Consider the following 18,377-nt stretch of genomic DNA (forward strand, 5'->3'; position numbering starts at 1 on the left):
GCTTAGCCTGGGACGGTGAGCACTCGCCCCGTCCGTCGACACTCGCCCGCCGTGTACCGGCGGCGGCGGCTCGCGGTGCTGCTCCTCGTGGTGCTCGTGATCGGCGCGGCTGTCGCCCTCGCCCTCTGGCGGCCGTGGGAGGGCAGCGCGGCGGCGGCGCCGTCGCCGAGCTCGTCGGGGACCGCAGCCTCGCCGGACGCCTCGCCCAGCGCCTCGGCCGGTGCCTCGGCCGGTGCGCCGGCGACGCCGTCCGGGACGCCGTCCGCCGCGGCCTCGCCGAGCCCGTCGGCCAGCACGATGCCGGTCTGCAGCTCGGGCGATGTGACGGTGTCGGCCGTCACCGACCGCGACAGCTACAGCGCCGGCGCGGAGCCCCAGCTGTCCATCCGCATGGAGAACGGCGGCGACACGGCGTGCGCCATCAACGTCGGCACCGCCGCGCAGTCGTTCACGATCTCGAGCGGCACCGACGTGTGGTGGCGCTCGACGGACTGCCAGACCGAGCCGAGCGACCAGATCGTCCAGCTCGACCCCGGTCAGACCGTCTCGAGCGTCGAGCCCCTCGTATGGGACCGCACGCGGTCCTCGGTCAGCACATGCGACGACGACCGGCCGAGGGCACTCGCGGGGTACTACAACCTCGTCGTCTCCGTGGGGGGAATCGACTCCGAGCCGACGCAGTTCCGCCTGCGGTAGAGCGGCTGGGACCGGTCACAGGTACTGAGAACATTCTCATGAATTGTCCCCCTAACGGTGGACACACGCTCAGGAAGTCGTGCTTACACTGGATACAGCTCCCATTCGGCTAACCCCCGTTGTCCCCAGCAGCGGATATCGAGATCAACCCCAGTGATCTCGATCTCGGATCCCGGCCGTGGTGAGCGCAGGGCCCTCTCGAGTTTCCCAGTCCCCAATGGGGGGATCGAGAGGGCCCATCTCTTTGCCTCGAATCGTTGCCTCGAGTATCCGGGGATCTCTGCCCCGGATCTTCGCCCCGATCCCTCCGCTCCGAGCCCACAGCCCCGAGCCGGTGACCGTCTGCTCCGGGCGGCCGAGTGGGGAACGGCGCGAATAGGCTGGTGTCCATGGCCGGCAAGAAGCGTGCGAAGGACAAGCCCCCGCTCGATTTCCGCAATCCGCAGCTGGCGGACGCCCTGCAGACCCAGGACATGGCCGCCCTGGCGTTCGCTCTGCGCCACGGGCCGACCGTCGTGCCGCTGATGCGGCCGGGTCAGCGCGACAATCCGCTCGACACCGGCGAGGTGTGGACCTATCGCGACCCGAACACCGGTCAGGTCGCCCTGCTGCTCTTCAGCGATGCGGCGCACAAGCCGGCCACTCTTCCGCCCGCCGTCGGGCTGCAGTCGCCGGGCTGGCTGCGCGCGTTCCTCGGGGTGCACGGCGACGAGATCACCACCGTCATCTTCGACGTCGCGGGGCCTCATCCGATGCAGGCCTCTCCGGCCGACCTGATCGCGGCGCTCGATCTCTGACCGCTCCGGCGCTCAGAATCCGGGCTCGTCGTCGGTGTCGGGCCGGTGGCGGCGCGCGACGTCCTGGAGCGCGCCGGCGAGATCGCGGGAGGACGTGTCGACGATCGCGGTGTAGCCCAGGCGCTCGGCCTCGGTGCGTCGCTGCGCATGCTGGGTCACGGCGCGGATCTCGCCCGAGAGGCTGAGCTCGCCCACGGCGACCAGTCGCGCGGGGTTGGGTCGCTCGCGGACGGCGGAGGCCACGGCCAGCGCGATGGCGAGGTCGGCCGCGGGCTCGGTGAGCCGCACGCCGCCCACGGTGGAGACGTAGACGTCGTGGGTGGACACCGCGATCCGCGCACGCTTCTCGAGCACCGCGAGGATCATCGCCACCCGTGCGGAGTCGACGCCGCTGACGATGCGGCGCGGGTTGGGTGCCTGGGTCTGGATCGTGAGCGCCTGGACTTCGACCGGGAGCGCCCGGCGCCCCTCGAGGGCGACGGTGACGCAGGAGCCGGGCTGCCGGGAGCCGTGTCCGAGGAAGAGGCTGCTGGGGTCGGGGACCTCGGCGATGCCGTCGCCGGTCATGTCGAAGCATCCGACCTCGTCGGTGGCGCCGAACCGGTTCTTGAGCGCGCGCACGAAGCGAAGCGAGGTCTGCCGGTCGCCTTCGAAGTGGCACACGACGTCGACCAGGTGCTCGAGGATGCGGGGGCCGGCGATCGATCCGTCCTTCGTGACGTGACCGACGATGATGACGGGCAGGTCGCGCTCCTTGGCGATGCGGATGAGCGTGGAGGCGACCTCGCGTACCTGGCTCGGGTGACCGGCGACCCCGTCGCTCAGCGACGACGAGACGGTCTGCACCGAGTCGACGATGAGCAGCTCGGGCCGCACCTCGTCGATGTGACCCAGGATGGTCGCGAGGTCGGTCTCGCTGGCGAGGTACAGCTCATCGTGGAGCGCTCCGGTGCGCTCGGCGCGCAGGCGCACCTGGCCGAGAGACTCCTCGGCGCTTGCGTAGAGGACGCGTCGCCCCGCCCGGGCGCTCTGCGCGGCCACCTCGAGGAGCAGCGTCGACTTGCCGACGCCGGGTTCGCCCGACAGCAGGATGGCCGCGCCGGGGACGATGCCTCCGCCGAGCACGCGGTCGAACTCCCCGACGCCGCTCGTGCGCCGCGGTGTCTCGCTCGTGTCGATCGACGTGATGGGCTGTGCGGCACGGCTGGGGGCGAGGGCGGTGACGCTGTGCACGATGCCGGTCTGCGTCGCCGCCTCGACCACGGTTCCCCACTGCTGGCACTCGCCGCAGCGGCCCACCCACTTGGATGCGGTCCACCCGCACTCGGTGCAGCGGAATGCGGTCGCCGCAGCGGGTCGTCGGGATGCCATGTGCCCAGCGTACGGCGGGCCGCCGACACGGCTGCCGTCGGCGCGACAGTTGTGCGCAGTCGTCGTCGCCTGGGCCGCCGGGAGGGGACGACGACTGCCAACTTCATGGTGCGGACGTGGGGGAGCAGGCGGGATGGGCACGCGGGCGAGCGGTCAGAACGGCACGTCGGATGCGCCGGCGCCGGGGTCGCGTGCGCGGTCGGTGGAGAGGCCGGCATCGGTGGTGAGGCCGGGGTCCGGATCGGGGACGAAGGTGAGGGTCCGGGCCGGTCGGTCGGGATAGTGCCTGCCGGTGGGGCTGGTCCAGTGCAGCACCCCGTCGGGTGTCTGTCTGACCCGCCACGCGGAGTGGTGTTTCAGGGTGTGGTGCCGTCGGCAGAGGTGGGCGAGGTTGGTGAGCTCGGTGGGGCCGTCGTGTTCTCTGGCGGTGGTGTGGTCGATGTCGCACCGCCGGGTCGGGATCCGGCAGCCCGGGAACCGGCAGTGCTCATCCCGCACCCGCAGCGCCCGCTTCAGCTGATCCGACGGCCGGTACCGGTCCACTGCCAGCACGCTCCCCGTGACCGGATGGGTCAGCACCCGGTCCCATCCCGACGCGGTGCCCGCCAGCCGCAGCGCGGTCGCGGTGTCGATCGGGGCGTGGCCGGTGAGCTCTGCCGGTGTGGTGTCCGCGCCGAGGGCCGTGAGTGCCGGCACCGTGATCTGCACGTGCGCGATGATCGCCTCCGTTTCGGGGATCGACGCGTTCGAGACCTCGGGCGTCGCGTGCCCGGTCAGCAGCAGGTCCACAAACACGTCGGCACGGACCTCATCGATCCGACGCGTGTCCTGCAGCACGGGCTCATCGAGCAAAGCTCCTGCTGATTCGACATCACCGCGGGCGTCGATGACGCGTCGGGCGTACTGGTCGAGGCGGTCGCGGATGCCGTAGGCGAGATGCGCGGGCAATGTCGCGATCAGTTCGGCCATCCCGTCGTCCAGATCCCGCACCAACACGCACCGTCCCCGCGCCGCGACCGCGTGCCGCTCGGCGAGGGGGACGGGGTGCAGTCGCGCCGCGAGGACGCGCACCGCCGGCCGCAACCGTCCCGGCGTCTCCCGCCGGGCCACCTGCAGCGCGGCCTCCTCGAACACGGCGCGGGCCTCGTGGTCGTCGATCGGCAGTCCCGCCTCGACGATCACCCGCACATGCGCCCCCGAGACCTCACCCGCCGCCAAAGCCGCCCACGTTCCGGGGAACCGCTCCGTCAGCACCACCGCGTCGGACAGCTGCCGCTGCACCGTCCGATCCGACACTCGCAGCGCGGCCCCGAGCTGCGCCGCCATCGACCGCAGCGGCACATCCCGCACCCCCGACGGTCCCGGCACGTCCTCCTGCGCCCGCACCACTTCCACCGCTCGCGCCAGCACCGCCGCCTCACGTGCCTGCAGCGCCGCCATCCCACGCCGGATCTCGACGAGCTCGTCCACCACCGCATCCACGCCGAACGTCGCCGGGCGGAGCAGAGCGGTGTTCGTCATGCCCCCATCCTTCCCGGAGGCACCGACACCGACACCGACAAAGCCCCGGTCAGGGCCGCTTCCTGTGGATAACGGCGCAGCCACCCCACCTGGGGAGGAAATCCCGAAGCCCCAGCCGCGAAGCCGCGGCCTTCACCGACTGACCGGGCTCAGCGGAGCGAGGCGGCGACCTCGCGCAGCGCACCGGCGGAGTGCTGCAGCAGGTCGAGCTCGTTCGGCGCGAACGTCGTCTCGCGGATCGGCACCGCGCCGACGCTGCTGACCACCGACGGAACGGACAGTGCCACGCCGGACACACCGTGGAAGTCGTCGAGCACCGTCGAGACCGGCATCACGGCGTGCTCGTCCTGCAGGACCGCCTCGACGATGCGGGCGCTGGACAGGCCGATCGCGTAATTGGTGGCGCCCTTGCCCTGGATGACCTTGTACGCGGCGTCGCGCACGTCGACGGCGATCTGGTCGAGCTCCTCGGCGGTGAACTTCGGCTGACCGTTGAGCGGCACCCAGTCGAGGATCGGCACCGTGCCGATCGTCGCGTGCGACCACAGCGGGAACTCGGTGTCGCCGTGTTCGCCCACGATATAGGCGTGCACGCTCGCGATCGAGACACCCGCGCGCTGCGCGATCTTCCAGCGCAGCCGCGAGGTGTCGAGCACCGTGCCGGAGGCGAAGATCCGCTCGTACGGCAGCCCCGTGGACTCCTGCGCGAGCACCGTCAGCACGTCGCACGGGTTCGTGACGATGACGAAGACGGCATCGGGGGCGACATCGAGCAGCTGCGGCATCATCGTCTTGAGGATCCCGGCATTCACCCCGGCCAGCTCGATGCGCGTCTGACCCGGCTTCTGCTTCGCGCCCGCCGTGATGACCACGACGTGGGATCCCTTCGCGACCGAGATGTCGGCGCCGCCGATGATGTCGCTCGACCCGGTGAACTGCGCGCCGTGGGCGAGGTCGAGCACCTCGGCCTCGGTCTTCTCGGCGGCGATGTCGTACAGCGCGACGTGACGCGCGGACCCGCGGATGAGGGCGGCGTAGGCGACGCTGGAGCCCACCGCGCCGGCGCCGACGACGGTCAGTTTCGAGTTCTCGATCACGCTCATGGGCCCAGTTTGGCAGGCGGGGGATGCCGCGGCCAGCGGCGTGGCGGTGCTCCCTGCTTACGGGGTGACCCAGATGTCCGTTCCGTCGCCGACCGACAGCACCACGGCCGGACTCGTGCTGTGCTCGGTCTCGAACACCAGCGTGCCGCCCGACGCCTGGCCGGGCTCCAGCGTGCCCATCGGCGGCGACTGCTCCTCGAGGCGCAGGTCGGGGTCGGCGTCGACGATGTCGGTGGCGGAGCCCGCGTAGCGGATCCCGATCGTGGCCACATCGGCGGCCTCGCCGCCGGAGCGCGCGATCATGACCTTGACGACGGCGAACACCTTGCCCTCGGCGGGGACCGCGTCGGGCGAGGTCGACTGCACGTCTTGCGTGGCATCGGCGTCGAGTTCGGTGACGACGATCGTGAAGCAGTCGGCGGCGATCTCCTCGCCCACCCGGTACGGATCGGCGGCGGTGCCGGCGGGCGCGTCGGACGCCGCGGCCGGGCAGTCGCCCTCGGGTTCCGCGCCCGGGTCGTCGCCCGGCGTCGTCGGGGAGGGGGAATCGGTGGCGGGGGTCGTCGCCGGCGATGGTGAGGATGACTCCGTCGGCTGCGTCGCGGTCTCGGCCGCGCATCCCGTCGTGAGCAATGCCATCCCCAAGAGCATCGCCAGCGCCGACCGCCGAAGCGGCAGGCTCTTCATCCCGTCATCCTCGCATCCCCTCGTCGTCGCAGCCAGGGGTTGCGCCGTCGAGACGCCGATGCTCTGTCAGGACGCCGGCTGGTCGGCGCGCTCGCTGCGGTGCAGCGCATTGCGGATGCCGACGAACGACACGGCGGCCCCGGCTGCCAGCAGGACCGTCGTCACGATCGCCGCGCGGTGGAAGCCGGCGAGGTCCAGCGCGCCACCGGTGACCGCCGCCAGCGCTGCGATCGCCAGCAGCCCCGCGACCCGGGCGACGGCGTTGTTGACGGCCGATGCGATCCCGGACCGGTGGTGATCGGCCGAGCCCAGGATCGCCGAGGTGAGCGGCGCGACCGTGACCGCGAGACCCAGTCCCAGCAGGATCATGCCCGGCAGCACCTGCAGCCAGTAGTCGAAGTCCTCGGACACGGTCAGCAGCAGCGCGGTGCCGACCGCCATGATCAGGGGGCCGATCGTCATGAACAGCCGCGGTCCGACCCGTCCCGCCCACGAGCCGATCCTCGAGCTGAGTGCGATGACGATGAGTGTCGTCGGCAGGCTCGCGAGCCCCGCGAGCGTCGCGCTCAGGCCGGCGCCCTGCTGCAGGTAGACGGCCACGACGAAGCCGTTGAGGGAGAGCCCCGCGTAGACGAAGAACGTCGCCACGTTGCCGGCGGAGAAGTTGCGGCTGCGGAAGAGGTCGAGCGGCAGGATCGGCGCGTCGGTCAGGTGCTGGCGCCACACGAACGCGGCGAGCAGGAGAATGCCGGCCGCTAGTGGGATCCAGATCTGCGGGGCGGCCCAGCCCGAGTGCGGCTGCTCGATGAGCGCGAAGACCGCCGCGCCGAGACCGAACGTGCAGAGCGCCGCGCCGAGCCAGTCCACGTGCGCGCCGGGCTCCCGCTCGTCGGCGACCCCCATGCGACCCACCAGCCAGAGGCAGACGCCGATCGGCAGGACGTTCAGCAGGAAGACCCAGCGCCACGAGAAGAGGTCGACGATGACGCCGCCGATCAGTGGGCCGACGATCATCGCGCTGGTCGTGAGCGAGGTCCAGATGCCGATCGCGCGCGAGCGCAGCGGATCGTCCATCGTCGAGGTGATGAGGGCCAGCGAGCTCGGCACCAGGAACGCACCGGCCGCACCCTGAAGTGCGCGGAACGCGATGAGGAGCGTCGTGTCGGGCGCCACGGCGACGGCGACGGACGCGATCCCGAAGCCGATGAGCCCGATGCGCAGGACGAGAACCCGCCCGTACGCGTCGCTGACGGCACCGGCGACCAGGATCAGCGCGCCGAGGGTGACGAGGTAGGCGTCGACGGCCCACTGCTGCGTCGACAGGCCGCCACCGAGCTCGGCCGCGATCGCGGGCAGTGCGACGTTCACCACGGTGCCGTCGAGGAACGCCACGAACGAGCCGAGCACCGCGACGGTCAAAACGGTGCGCTGCGATGTCGTCATCCGCTCGGCCATGGGTTCACCGTACGCCCGTCCGCCGACGTCGGGGGTGAGGGCGACGATTCGCGGCATCCCCGCGGATGACGTAAACTCTTCGGCGGTGACGTGTCCGAGCGGCCGAAGGTGCAACTCTCGAAAAGTTGTGTAGGGTAACCCCCTACCGTGGGTTCAAATCCCACCGTCACCGCCACTGAAAACCCCTGCTGAGGCAGGGGTTTTCGCTTTCTGAGGCGGCGGCGTGGTGCAGATTTGGTGCAGATCTCGACGGTGGTTGTGTGGTGGGTTAGTCTCAGGCGCGGCATCGATGCTGTGCCAAGGCCCGAGGCGCCTGAGTTGATTGCTCCTGTCGTTGACACCTCGCGTGCGGGGTGCCCCTTGCGGATCCGTATACGGCAGTGCTTGCAAGCAGAGCGTCGGCGTTTCCGCACTCGGTGAGTCGGCGTGCACCAAGCTGCGGATGCCAATAGCCTCGTGGACAGCGCGATGGGCGCGTCGATCGACTGTCTGGGGCACATCAATGACGAAGCACATCTTTCTTTCATTCGTTGAGGAGGACCTGGCGCTGGTGCGTCTGTTTCGAGGTCAGGCCAAGAACAAGAAGAGCGCGTTGGAGTTCGACGACTACTCAGTGAAGGTGCCGTACAACAGCACAAATGCCGCGTACATCCGAGGCCAGATCAGCGCGAAGATTCGTGCCGCCTCGGTAACGATCGTGCTGATCGGCGACGAGACATACAGGAGCGATTGGGTCGCGTGGGAGATCGCAAGGAGCGTGGAGCTAGGCAATAAGGTGATCGGCGTTCGGTTGAAGGCGGGTGTGACCACCCCCGCGGCTTTAATCAGTTCACGCACCCAGGTGATTGGATGGGATATTGACGCAATCGTCCTCGCCATCGGGTAGTGCGCTTCGAAAGCCCGCCGAGACGGACTTTCCTGCCTTGTATCGCAGCGCTGACGAAGAATCGCTTGGGGGACAGCGCGCTTTCGTGCGCTGCATGCGCCTCCGCCTTGGCGGTCTCTTCGTCGCCGCAGCGGGCGGGGCTCTCAGCGGGTTCGAGGGCTTTGAGTGGTTGGGCGGATTGGTCGCGGTCGTTGCGTTGCTTGTGGCGTTGGCAGCGGAGCTGTACACGGTCGCAGCCCGGCCGGATCGAGTCTGGTACGAGGGTCGAGCTGCTGCGGAGTCGGCCAAGACGCTCTCGTGGCGCTACATGGTTCGCGGCGAGGGCTTCGACGACGAGGACTCCGCGATCGACACCCGCTTCACTATGGAACTCGAAGAGCTGCTCACGGACCTCGATCATGTACCGCCCGCGGATGGTAGCGGCGGGCAGATAACGCCGCTGATGCGAAAAGCAAGGGCAGGCACGTTTGATGAGCGACGTGCGTACTACCGTGAGTTCCGGGTCGTTGACCAATTGGGCTGGTACTCGAGGAAAGCGAAATTCAACACTCGACGACTTCGCCAATGGACCATTGCAACGATCGTGTTCGAGGTGCTGGGGATCTTTGCGGCCTGCCTGCTGTGGGCGCAGATGATCAACTTTGATGCACTCGGCGTAGTTTCGGCGCTCGCTGCAGCGATCACCGCGTGGGCACAGTCAAGGCAATATCAGACGCTGTCATCGGCGTATTCGGTTACCAGCCAAGAGGTGGCTTCGGTTTTGTCGCAGCTCGACTCCCTCCAGAACGAAAGCGCATGGGCACGTTTCGTTGGCGAGGCAGAGGAAGCGTTCTCTCGAGAGCACACCCTATGGCGAGCCTCTAGAGGAATTCGAGTTGGCGGCCGGTAGGCGCCGTGGCGCATGCATGAGTAGCGGTCCCGCTCGCTGTTTGGATTGAGCGCCCGCATCACATCGTACGAAGCGGTCCTCGCGAATATGAGCTTGCTGTACCTCTTTGGCGTCAGCTAAACCCTAAGGCAGGTCGTGGCGCACCTCCCGGGCGTCGTTCGCGCGGCACGGTGCTTGTCGGCCAGTACGCTGGCGGTGTCCGTTGGGGGAAACATGGCTTCGGCAACCGGGGAAACGCGCGTGCGCGTCGGCATATTCATCGTCGGGGACGAGTCAGACGAGCTCGAGCGGTTGATCGACGGGCTTCGGGGGGTGGGCATCGACCCGGTGCCCGGTGAGCCCGCGCCGACGCCGCTCATCGTTGCGATCACCGCCGCCGATGGTGCCCGACCGGACGAGGCATCTCTCGCCGAGCGCGAAGTCTTTCCCGTCACCCTTGTCGACCTCGTGCCCGACGTGTTGCCCGAACTTTCCCACGTGCGGCCGCGTGTCGTCGGGACCGAGGCAGCTATCCGACGGCTGGCGGCGGCGGTGCGCTACGGCGGCAGGAACCTCGTGCAATGGAGCAGGCTGGCGAGTGCTGCGGAGCGCTGGTCGGCTACGCGATCACCTGATCAGTTACTGCGCGAGGCGGAACAGTCGGCCGCGGTCACGATGCTCACCTCGCCCATGGCGAAGGAGGATTCGGAGGCCGCGAAGCAAGTTCGCGCCTTCGTCAATGCGAGCCGCGAGCGCAACCGCCGGCGCCGTCGAAGATGGCGCCTCGTCGGTGTGGCCACGGCAGTCGTGCTCGCCGCGGCCACGAGCATCAGCGTCGCGCAGGGGGTGGCGGCGCTCGCAGAGGGGCAGCGCTCGCTTGCTTCGGCCGACCTCGCCACCGCGTCGCGCCTCGTGACCGTGGCCGCTGCGTCGACCGGCCGCGACCCCGACCTTCCGCTCGTGCTCGCCGACTTGGCCGTCGACCTCACACCCGACCCCGGCATCCACGCCGCCGTCGCCGCGATCTCGGCGACCCAGGTGCCGCACCGTTCGTTCGCGCTCGCGGGGCCGGGCCAGCAGTTCGCCGCCTCCGGCACGGGGCTGTTCGCCTATACGACCTGGCAGGACGATGCCGTGCGAGTCGTGGACGCATCCGCGGAACCCGTCGCGACGTTCGATCTGGGGGTAGGCGCGATCGACGCCGTTTCGGACATATTCCTAACTGACACTGGCATGCTCGCGGTCACGTCCGACACCGGCATCCGACTCTTCGACACATCAGCCGGGAAGGAGATCCCGACCTCCGACGACGCATCGTCCAACGGCCTGCAGTTCTTCGGCTGGGAGAATGACGAGCGAATGCTGGCGGCGCAAGGCTCGAGCGTGCTGACCATCGACCCGCGCACTGGGAAACGCGAGGTCATCGCAGATTCCCGGGGCGACGCGGTCATCGGAGCCGTGGACGTGAGCGCCGACGGCAGGTGGGTCGCGACCTGGGACGGCTCGACCGTGCGGGTGCACGATGCCAACAGCGGGGCACTCCGCCACAGCGCGCCGCTCGACGGGGCCGGTCATCTCGCCGTCGCCGAGGGCGGGGACGCAGTCTTCGCATCGCGGGGCCAGCAGGTCGCGCGCATCGATTTCTCCGGCGGCCAGCCGACGGTCGACTACTCCGAGTCGATCAGCCCGGTCACTGCCCTGGCCGACGTCGGTCACGGGTACATCGCCGCCTCAGATCAGCGCGGAGAGGTCCGGCTCTATTCGTTCGACGCGGGGACGACCCCGGTGACGCGCTTCACCGCTCACCTCGGCGAGCACACGCGCCTAGCGACAGCCGGTGCCGACGTACTCGGTTCGATAGGCATCGACGGCTACCTGCGGGTGTGGGACATGGCAGGGCTCGCCCACATCGGCATGCCGACCACAGTCGGCGTCCTTCCCTCGTCCACCGCACTTGGTGACGCGCTGAGTCAGCGCATCACCGCGGCCGTATTTCCCAGGGCAACGTTCCGCAATCAGATCCGAGTGATCGACTCGGGCGACCTAGCGGTCGTCCTAGACAGTGGGCTGCAGGTCCTCGTCGTCGATGGCGATGACCCGTCTACCGTGCTGGCGGGCCAGCGCGCGGGCTTGATCGGGAGGCAGATCCTGGCGGCCGACGGACGCTCCGTCATCCGCACGTCGGTCAACCAGGGCGATGACCTCGCAACGCTCCAGGTCTGGCCCCTCGAACCGGATGAGCTTGCACCCGACCAGCCCCGGGTGAGCGCCCAGATCCCGCTGATGAACTCGCGTCTGGGCCTTGAGCCGTTCCTCGTGACCGCCGACGAGGGGGCAGGGCTGGCGATCGCCACGGCCACCCGACTGGTGAGCTTCACCGAGGCCGGCGCGGTGTCGACGGAGATCGAATATACCGCGGCCTCCGTCCCGCTCGCGCTCGTCGGCCACGAGCCCGGCCGCGCCGTCGTGGTCACCGACGACGGCGTGCTGCACTCCACCGACGGCTCAACGAGCGATCTCTCAGCGCTGCTGCCTGACGACGCCGGCACCGACATTGTGGCGGGTGAGTTCTCCGGTTCTCGCTTGCTCGTGCTGACTGAGCGCGGCGCCCTCTGTGCGTGGGACGGCGAGCGGATGGTGCCCCTCGCACCGGCCGGGACGCTTTCGGGTGCGGGCACCCTCCGCGTGGATGCCGACACCGGCCGCATAGCTCATGTCGGGGCCGACGCGACGACAGTGTTGGAGGCTGGAGGTCGGGTGCTCACCCGCATCGCTACCGTCCTCAACATCCCGGTGGCGGATGTCGATTTCGACGGCGAAACGCTCGTCGCCGTCACCCGCATTGGCACGATCGCGCGGTGGCGCCTGGACGACGACCCACCGCCGGCGGAGGACTCCGCGCCGCGCGCGCTCACTGCGAACGAGCGGCAGAGCTTCGGATTGGATGGCGACCGTGGCTGACGTCGCCATCTCGTACGCTCACAGCGACGCCGAGCTTGCCCGTACCCTCGCAGCGGCGCTCGGGCGCCGCGGGGCATCGGTGTGGATCGACGCGCCTGACGAGACCGACGAGGCGGTGGGCGAGGCCGGCATTCCCGTGGGGCAGAGCCACTGGAGCGTTATTGAAGCCGAGTTCGCGGTCGCCTCCGTCATCGCGGTGCTCGACACCCCGGAGTGGCACGCGAGCGAGTACTGCCAGCGTGAGTACGGCCTATGCACTGAACTCGGCAAAGCCGTGCGGTACGTCGCCGCGGACGGGATCGAGCGCGCGGCGGACGACATCCTCGCGACCCTCGCGGCCCACGGCGACGCGCTGTCGGCGCACGCACGGCTGGCGTCGCGCGTGCTCGGCGCGAAAGAGCAGCCGTCGGCGGTGCAGAAGGTCATATCTCACCTCACCGCCGGGGACGCCGACGTGGTGCTCGCCGCGCCCGACTCACCGGCGGCCGTCACCCCGGTCGTGCGCGGCGTCATCGAACGCGAACTCGCGTTCACGCGGGACGCGCGGCGCACGCTGCGGCGCTCCTCGCGCGGCGCGCTCGCCTTCCTCGGGGTCGCGGCGGTCATCGCCGTCGTGCTGTGGGGCCTGGCCGCCCGCTTCTCGGCCGAGGCGAACGCGTCCGAGGCCTCGGCTCGGGCGCAAGCCCTCGCAAACGACGCGCGGCTCGCCACCGACACCGTCGTGGCCGTGGCGATCGCTGCGGAGGCTGTGGAACTCGACCCAACGTCGGCGAACGAGGCGGCGCTCATGGCCGCCCTCACGCGAGACGCCCGTCTGCGGTCGATCGACCTGCCGACGGACACCTACCTCGGGGCAGCCTGGGCCGGTGAAGAGCCGATCGTGCTCGTCTACACGATGGACGCAATCACCACGGTCCACACGACGACCGGCGAGGTCGGCGCGCGGGTCGCGGTCGAGCTGCCGATCCGCCCCGGCACCTTGCAGTCGGGGCCCGACGGTACGAGCGCCGTCTACATCACCCACGACGGCGACCTCGCGTGGATCGACCTCGCCACCGGCCGCAACCCGATCGCGATGCAGGGTCCGGTCTCGGCTCTCGCCCTTACCGAGGCCGGCGAGGTGGTGTGGGCGTCATCGGGCGACCTCGCGATCCGCATCGCTGCGTACCCGGAAGGTGGGACCGTGCCCCCCGTGCACTCGGTCTCGGTGCTCCCGAGCATCGTTCGCGCCGTCGACGTCGACGGCGACGCCGTGGCGGCGCTCGGCGACGACGGGGTCGTCCGACTCTTGCGCGTCGGTGGCGGCACTCTCACCATCGAGAGCGAGGCGCGCGTCTCCGATCGCTCCGGCTCGTCTTCCGGCGGTTACCGCAACACGGTCACGATCTGCGGCGACCAGGTGGCCGGTGCCTACTCGCCGAACACGATCCGTGGGACGGCGTTCGAGTGGACCCCCGGCGCGGCCGGAGGGCCGCAGACCCAACCGGCGTCACGCATCTCGGGGCCCGTGTGCACACCCGTGGGGGCGCTCACCGCGGGGATCACGGCCGGCGCGCTCAGCACCTTCGACGGCGCACGCTCGATCTCCGACGCCCCGGACCTCTACTGGCGGATTGCCGCGCGCGATCCGCGGCACGCGCGCGTAGCGTACGTTTCGCCCACGCCCTCGCGTCTCATCGTGGGACACGCAGCGGCTTTGCCGATGGAGACCAAGATCGGCCCCGCCGCCACGGTCATTCCGCTCGACGAGCGCACTCTATACATTGACGACACCAACACCATGAGGGACGTTGACACGAAGGAGCCCCTCGGAGCGCTCGGCGACGTATACCCCGCCCTGCAGACAACATCGATTCTCGGGTGCGACGCTCTAGTCGGTGCGCTCGACGGCATCTTCCATGTCGGCTGCGAGGGCGGTGTCACCCGCGTCGTCGATGCCGAGGAACTGTCATCGGAAGCCGGGAAATTTCTCGGCCTTCGCGCCGGCGGCGACGGCGAGCACTTCGTGCTCACCCAGAATGCGTCGGTGACGTTGCTTGACCGCGACGGCTCCGTCGACAGCGTGACGGAAGTGCTGGGGCTGCGCGGAGACGCGCTCGCCGAGGCCGATATCTCCGCCGACGGATCGACGGTGTGGATCATCACGGTAATGGGCGACGTATATCGCGTCGATAGGTCGTCCGGCCAGCTCGCCCCCAACCAAGAACCGATGGTGACGGTCACCGCGGGGAACTCGAACATGGTCGCAGCGCTGGCAGACGGGGACGTCGTAGTCTCGTCGTCCGATGGGCGCGTTCTTCGCATCTCGCGCGACGGTGAGATCCGTGCGGCCGGACGACTCGGGTTCGCGCCCGACGCGATCTTCGTCTCGGACGACGAAGTCGTGCTGTCGTCGGTGGTCGAGGGGTCCGCGGTGTTGCACGCCACCGATCTCGCGGTCATCGATTCCGTCGAGCAGGGCTTTCTGCTCGGGACAGATGCGGCCGGCAACCGACTCGGCGTCACGCGCTTTAACGCCGGCGACGACGAGGGCACCGTGCAGCTAGGGCCAGCCAGTCTGCTGGTCCTGCCCGTACAGACGGAGGCGCAGTAATCGGGGCCGAAAGGGCGGGCCGCCCCTCCGCGACGGTTGCCACGCGGCAACAGGGCGCGGGATGCAGTGGGCTCTCGGACGCGCCCGGTGATTTGCGCGCCCTGGCTCGGATAGAAGTCTGGGTGGGGCGGCCTCAAACCCCGTCGCCGACGAACCAGTCACTATGCCATCCCTATAAGGGAAGTGCCCGTTAGCGGGACGTCAGCGCGCGTTGTCGATCCATGTGCGAGCGAACAGGCGCAGATATGGGTGATTAAGCGGCATCGTCAGCCGGAGGCCACTCAGGAGACTCGGTCAATTCGATGTCTACATCGAAGATGGCGAGCGTCTCGGCATCGTCGATGAGGCGTTCCGTCGTCCCGCGGTCGCCGGCCGTCTGTGGAGCTCGGTGCAAGTGCTCGTCAATCCGCGCACGGATCTGAGGGTCGTCACCGTCTCGCAGGCTAGAAACGATGGCATTTCTGTAAACGCCTTGTTTAGCAAGTTCGCGACGCTCGAACAGGTCGTCCCGTAGCTGTGCGTTCCGCATGGCCTGTTCTTCCGCCTTCAACCGTGCACTGACGCTTTCGTAGTACTCGCGCTCTGCCTGGCGCTTAGCGACTTCGACCTGCGCATCCAGCAAGTCCACTTCTTTTTCAGTTTTCCGCTCTAGAGCTTCGACCTCGCGGACGCGCACATCGGCCTCGACTTCGTTCAACTTGGTTCTCGAGACCACTTCGCCAATGGCGGCAGCCTGCTTGACCGCATTCGCGACTGCAGCGACAGTGCCAGCGGCGACTCCAACCGTGACGACCACGGTGAATGGACTGCCGTATCGCGCGCCCACGATGGTCATGTCGTTCGCTGCCACCAGCTTACGAGTCGGCATGAGCCACCCTGCCGCGTCACACAGACCGCTGATGGCGCTCACAAGTTCCGCGTACTCGGCGATTGATAAGTCGTCCGGAAGCTTCCTTGAGACCTTCAGGTACTGCGGCAGTGGAGCAACGCTCATTGTCGACACGCCCCGACGCTACAGCACACGCCACACTCGGCAAGCTCCCGCTCGCACGTTCTGGAGATGGATCCCTATGCGGGCACGGCACGTAGGCGGGTCGGTCGCGAGCCCCGGGATTGATCTGTGGGATCGCCTCTTGGGTAGGGTCACGAAGCAATGTCCGATAGGTGAGGGCAATGCTTGCAACGCAGGGTCCGTCCCGAACCCACGGATTGTGCGTCGAGACGAGAGGTGGTCTAGCGGCGTCGCGTGCCCTGAGTCTGATCTCGGCCACGTGCAGGCAGGCCGTGCCACAAAGTGAACTGGTTCTGTGACCCGCCTTTGATTGCGTCGGGGTGATCGCGTCGGAGCCCGTGCTCGAGCCCGTCACGCATGCGCTGCCTCTGGGCCGCCTCCCACGCTTCGATCTGTTCGATCTCGTGGGACAGGATTTCGAGGATCGTGCAGTTGCGCGATCCGCAACGGCACTTTGCCTCAGCGGTGCCGTAGTGATGATCAGCGATGGCTGAGAGGGCATTCATCGAGTAGTCGCGTTGGCGATACGCACTACGAGCGCGCTGCTCGCTTGTCGTGACGGCATCGGATTGGAGACGCTTTCGCAGCTCGGGGCCGAATGCATCGAAATGATCAGAGGTGTCTGCTTGCAGGAGGCGGATCGCATCAGCAAGCGATACACGCAACTCCTTCGCCTCGGCCTCCGCGGCCTCCGCGCGAGTTCGGGACTCGTAGTTCTTCTCCTTCATGATTCGCATCGAGTTGCGATGGTGAAGGGACCACGCGGTGATGTGATCCGCGTCGCGCCTATGCGGGTCGCGGTAATGCGCTTGGCACTCCTCACACACGTGCGGGCGCTTGTCAGTGTGGGAGACAGGGGTTTCGAACTTGAACAGATGACAGCACAGGCATTCATCCATTGTTGCCGCCCTTCTTTGCGCTGCCGACAGTACTCCGAGCCTCTGACACCCCCATCTGTGACACCCGTCTTCCAGCGACCGTCCAGGTGCAGAATCGCAGATCCGCAACCTGGCCGTGCGCGGTAGCGCCACCCCGGGTGTACGTGTCGTGCCCGGTGGCGGCCGAAAGCGGTTCGATACGGCAGATACATCGTGACCTCGACCATGCCGTGGCGGGCACCCTCTACAACCCCTGACGTGCTTGCCACCGGTCTATGTAGGTCAGCGGCGCTTGTCCGACGAGACGGTCGATGGGTGATCCGCCACTCGACATGACGTTGTAGTCGAGCATTTGATGAACGGCCTGCTGCAGCGGGTCATCGAACATGCCGTCCGCCGCCATCCTCGCGACCTCTCTGCCGGTCCCGGCGAGGATGTCTGCGACTTGCACACGCGCATCAAGCTTGGATTCGACGACCCGGATGCCACGTAGATCCGCTTGGGGCAACTGAATTCCGCCGACCGAAAGCTGCGTTCGGGAGCCATCGACTATGGCGTCGCGCACGGACTGAGTCAGGAGGTAATGCTCGTCGTGCAGTATCTCGAAGGGAACACCGATCCGCATTTGCCACGTTCTGGCCACGGCGTCAAGGGATGGCGCGAGGGGGTCGAGTTCGCGGAACTCGATCGGGTCTGCGTTCACGTATGCCAACGTCATGTGCCGCGCTTCCCAGATCTCCGAGAGGATCGCTGCGACTCGGATGTCGCGGCAGTTCGCCCTCGCGTCAGAGAGGGCCATATAGAACGGCCAGACGGACGGGGCCTGCGATCCTGCGCGCGCGTAGGAACGGATGAGGCCGTTGAACGCGCCGAGTAGTGCGTTCCATCGTCCCGGCCCGACCGCGTGTGGACCGTCCTTGTGGAGGATGTGCGTAAGGAAGGGGCCCAGCCCGTCGGAGTGGACGTCTACGCCGATCCTCGCTGCGAGCGCGGCGTAGGTGAGCACGACGAGCTTCGCGGTGATGAAGAACGACTTGTCAACGAAGTAGATGTTCGCCTGGCCATCCAACGCGGGGAGCGCATCCACCAGCGCCTGTCGATTCCGCATGGTGAGGATCGACGCTGACTTCATTTCAGGAGCCTGCGCCCGTGTCGCGCTGCGCAGTCGCTCTATGAACTGTTCGGCATCCTCGAGCGACACGCTCGTGGATCCGTGAACGAACACGGGATGCTTACTCGCGATGAGGTTCTCGCCCTCGGCGGCGGACTCATCACAGGCGACTACTGCCAGCGGCATCAGCGTCCCTTTCGCTCTTGGTTAGCTTTGGTCCAGTCTCGCGGCCCGGGAGCAGGCGAGGGCACGGTCGGTGGTCATGGCGCGACTCCCCGGTTTGGCGGAGATCAGAGCCGCGCAACGATGACGGATGCAGCGCAAGTGCCTTCGCCCGCTACGGTTGCCCCATGGAGGAGGAAGCCTTTAAACCGGATGGGAGTGTCGTCCAGGCAGTCGGGCCGCGCGGGGGCGTGTGCGCGAGTAATGCTTACGCCG

14 protein-coding genes and 1 tRNA gene are annotated in these 18,377 nt (G+C 68.2%); 7 read left to right on the forward strand and 8 right to left on the reverse strand.

Annotated elements, in window-relative coordinates; all coding sequences use genetic code 11:
• Window positions 1-15 precede the first annotated feature (15 nt).
• Together ACPWUT_RS01350 and ACPWUT_RS01355 are read left to right on the forward strand one after the other, a co-directional pair.
• The gene (locus tag ACPWUT_RS01350) at window positions 16-696 is read left to right on the forward strand and encodes a hypothetical protein (protein WP_425839829.1); all 681 of its coding nucleotides are present in this window, start codon (window positions 16-18) and stop codon (window positions 694-696) included.
• A gap of 389 nt (window positions 697-1,085) precedes the next feature.
• The gene (locus ACPWUT_RS01355) at window positions 1,086-1,493 is read left to right on the forward strand and encodes a dehydrogenase (RefSeq protein ID WP_284528682.1); all 408 of its coding nucleotides are present in this window, start codon (window positions 1,086-1,088) and stop codon (window positions 1,491-1,493) included.
• Between the two features lie 12 nt (window positions 1,494-1,505).
• On the opposite strand, the gene radA is transcribed toward ACPWUT_RS01355, so the two are convergent.
• The 5 genes from radA to ACPWUT_RS01380 form a co-directional block, all read right to left on the reverse strand.
• Window positions 1,506-2,864, reverse strand: coding sequence for a DNA repair protein RadA (radA, locus tag ACPWUT_RS01360; RefSeq protein WP_284528683.1), 1,359 nt, complete (start codon window positions 2,862-2,864; stop codon window positions 1,506-1,508).
• A gap of 153 nt (window positions 2,865-3,017) precedes the next feature.
• Window positions 3,018-4,385 (reverse strand): DUF222 domain-containing protein, encoded by a 1,368-nt coding sequence (locus ACPWUT_RS01365; protein WP_425839833.1) that lies wholly within the window; start codon window positions 4,383-4,385, stop codon window positions 3,018-3,020.
• 149 nt (window positions 4,386-4,534) lie between these two features.
• Complete coding sequence (locus ACPWUT_RS01370) at window positions 4,535-5,488, reverse strand: L-lactate dehydrogenase (RefSeq protein WP_284528685.1); 954 nt, start codon at window positions 5,486-5,488, stop codon at window positions 4,535-4,537.
• A 57-nt stretch (window positions 5,489-5,545) separates the two neighbouring features.
• Window positions 5,546-6,175: a hypothetical protein gene (locus tag ACPWUT_RS01375; protein WP_425839836.1), complete on the reverse strand. Its 630-nt coding sequence runs from the start codon at window positions 6,173-6,175 to the stop codon at window positions 5,546-5,548.
• A gap of 66 nt (window positions 6,176-6,241) precedes the next feature.
• A complete protein-coding gene (locus tag ACPWUT_RS01380) occupies window positions 6,242-7,630 on the reverse strand; it encodes an MFS transporter (protein ID WP_425839839.1) in 1,389 nt (462 codons plus the stop codon).
• Between the two features lie 84 nt (window positions 7,631-7,714).
• On the opposite strand from ACPWUT_RS01380, the gene ACPWUT_RS01385 reads away from it, so the two are divergent.
• From ACPWUT_RS01385 to ACPWUT_RS01405, 5 genes are all read left to right on the forward strand, one after another.
• Window positions 7,715-7,805 (forward strand) — tRNA-Ser (locus ACPWUT_RS01385).
• Between the two features lie 327 nt (window positions 7,806-8,132).
• Window positions 8,133-8,516, forward strand: coding sequence for a TIR domain-containing protein (locus tag ACPWUT_RS01390; RefSeq protein WP_425839842.1), 384 nt, complete (start codon window positions 8,133-8,135; stop codon window positions 8,514-8,516).
• A gap of 37 nt (window positions 8,517-8,553) precedes the next feature.
• Window positions 8,554-9,405 carry a DUF4231 domain-containing protein gene (locus ACPWUT_RS01395; protein WP_425839845.1) on the forward strand — a complete coding sequence of 284 codons (852 nt, stop codon included), beginning with the start codon at window positions 8,554-8,556 and terminating at the stop codon, window positions 9,403-9,405.
• 213 nt (window positions 9,406-9,618) lie between these two features.
• Entirely contained in the window at window positions 9,619-12,345 is a 2,727-nt protein-coding gene (locus tag ACPWUT_RS01400) for a WD40 repeat domain-containing protein (protein ID WP_425839848.1), read from the forward strand.
• Window positions 12,338-14,938: a TIR domain-containing protein gene (locus ACPWUT_RS01405; protein WP_425839851.1), complete on the forward strand. Its 2,601-nt coding sequence runs from the start codon at window positions 12,338-12,340 to the stop codon at window positions 14,936-14,938. The genes ACPWUT_RS01400 and ACPWUT_RS01405 overlap by 8 nt, the downstream gene beginning before the upstream one ends.
• A 253-nt stretch (window positions 14,939-15,191) precedes the next feature.
• Here ACPWUT_RS01405 and ACPWUT_RS01410 read toward each other — a convergent pair whose 3' ends face one another.
• The 3 genes from ACPWUT_RS01410 to ACPWUT_RS01420 form a co-directional block, all read right to left on the reverse strand.
• Window positions 15,192-15,941 (reverse strand): hypothetical protein, encoded by a 750-nt coding sequence (locus tag ACPWUT_RS01410; RefSeq protein WP_425839854.1) that lies wholly within the window; start codon window positions 15,939-15,941, stop codon window positions 15,192-15,194.
• A 230-nt stretch (window positions 15,942-16,171) separates the two neighbouring features.
• Window positions 16,172-16,849, reverse strand: a complete 678-nt coding sequence (locus ACPWUT_RS01415) for a hypothetical protein (RefSeq protein WP_425839857.1) — start codon at window positions 16,847-16,849, stop codon at window positions 16,172-16,174.
• A gap of 223 nt (window positions 16,850-17,072) precedes the next feature.
• Window positions 17,073-18,125: a hypothetical protein gene (locus tag ACPWUT_RS01420; RefSeq protein WP_425839863.1), complete on the reverse strand. Its 1,053-nt coding sequence runs from the start codon at window positions 18,123-18,125 to the stop codon at window positions 17,073-17,075.
• Window positions 18,126-18,377: the final 252 nt, after the last annotated feature.

This window comes from Microbacterium sp. PA5, assembly GCF_049860775.1.
Classification (GTDB): Bacteria; Actinomycetota; Actinomycetes; order Actinomycetales; family Microbacteriaceae; genus Microbacterium.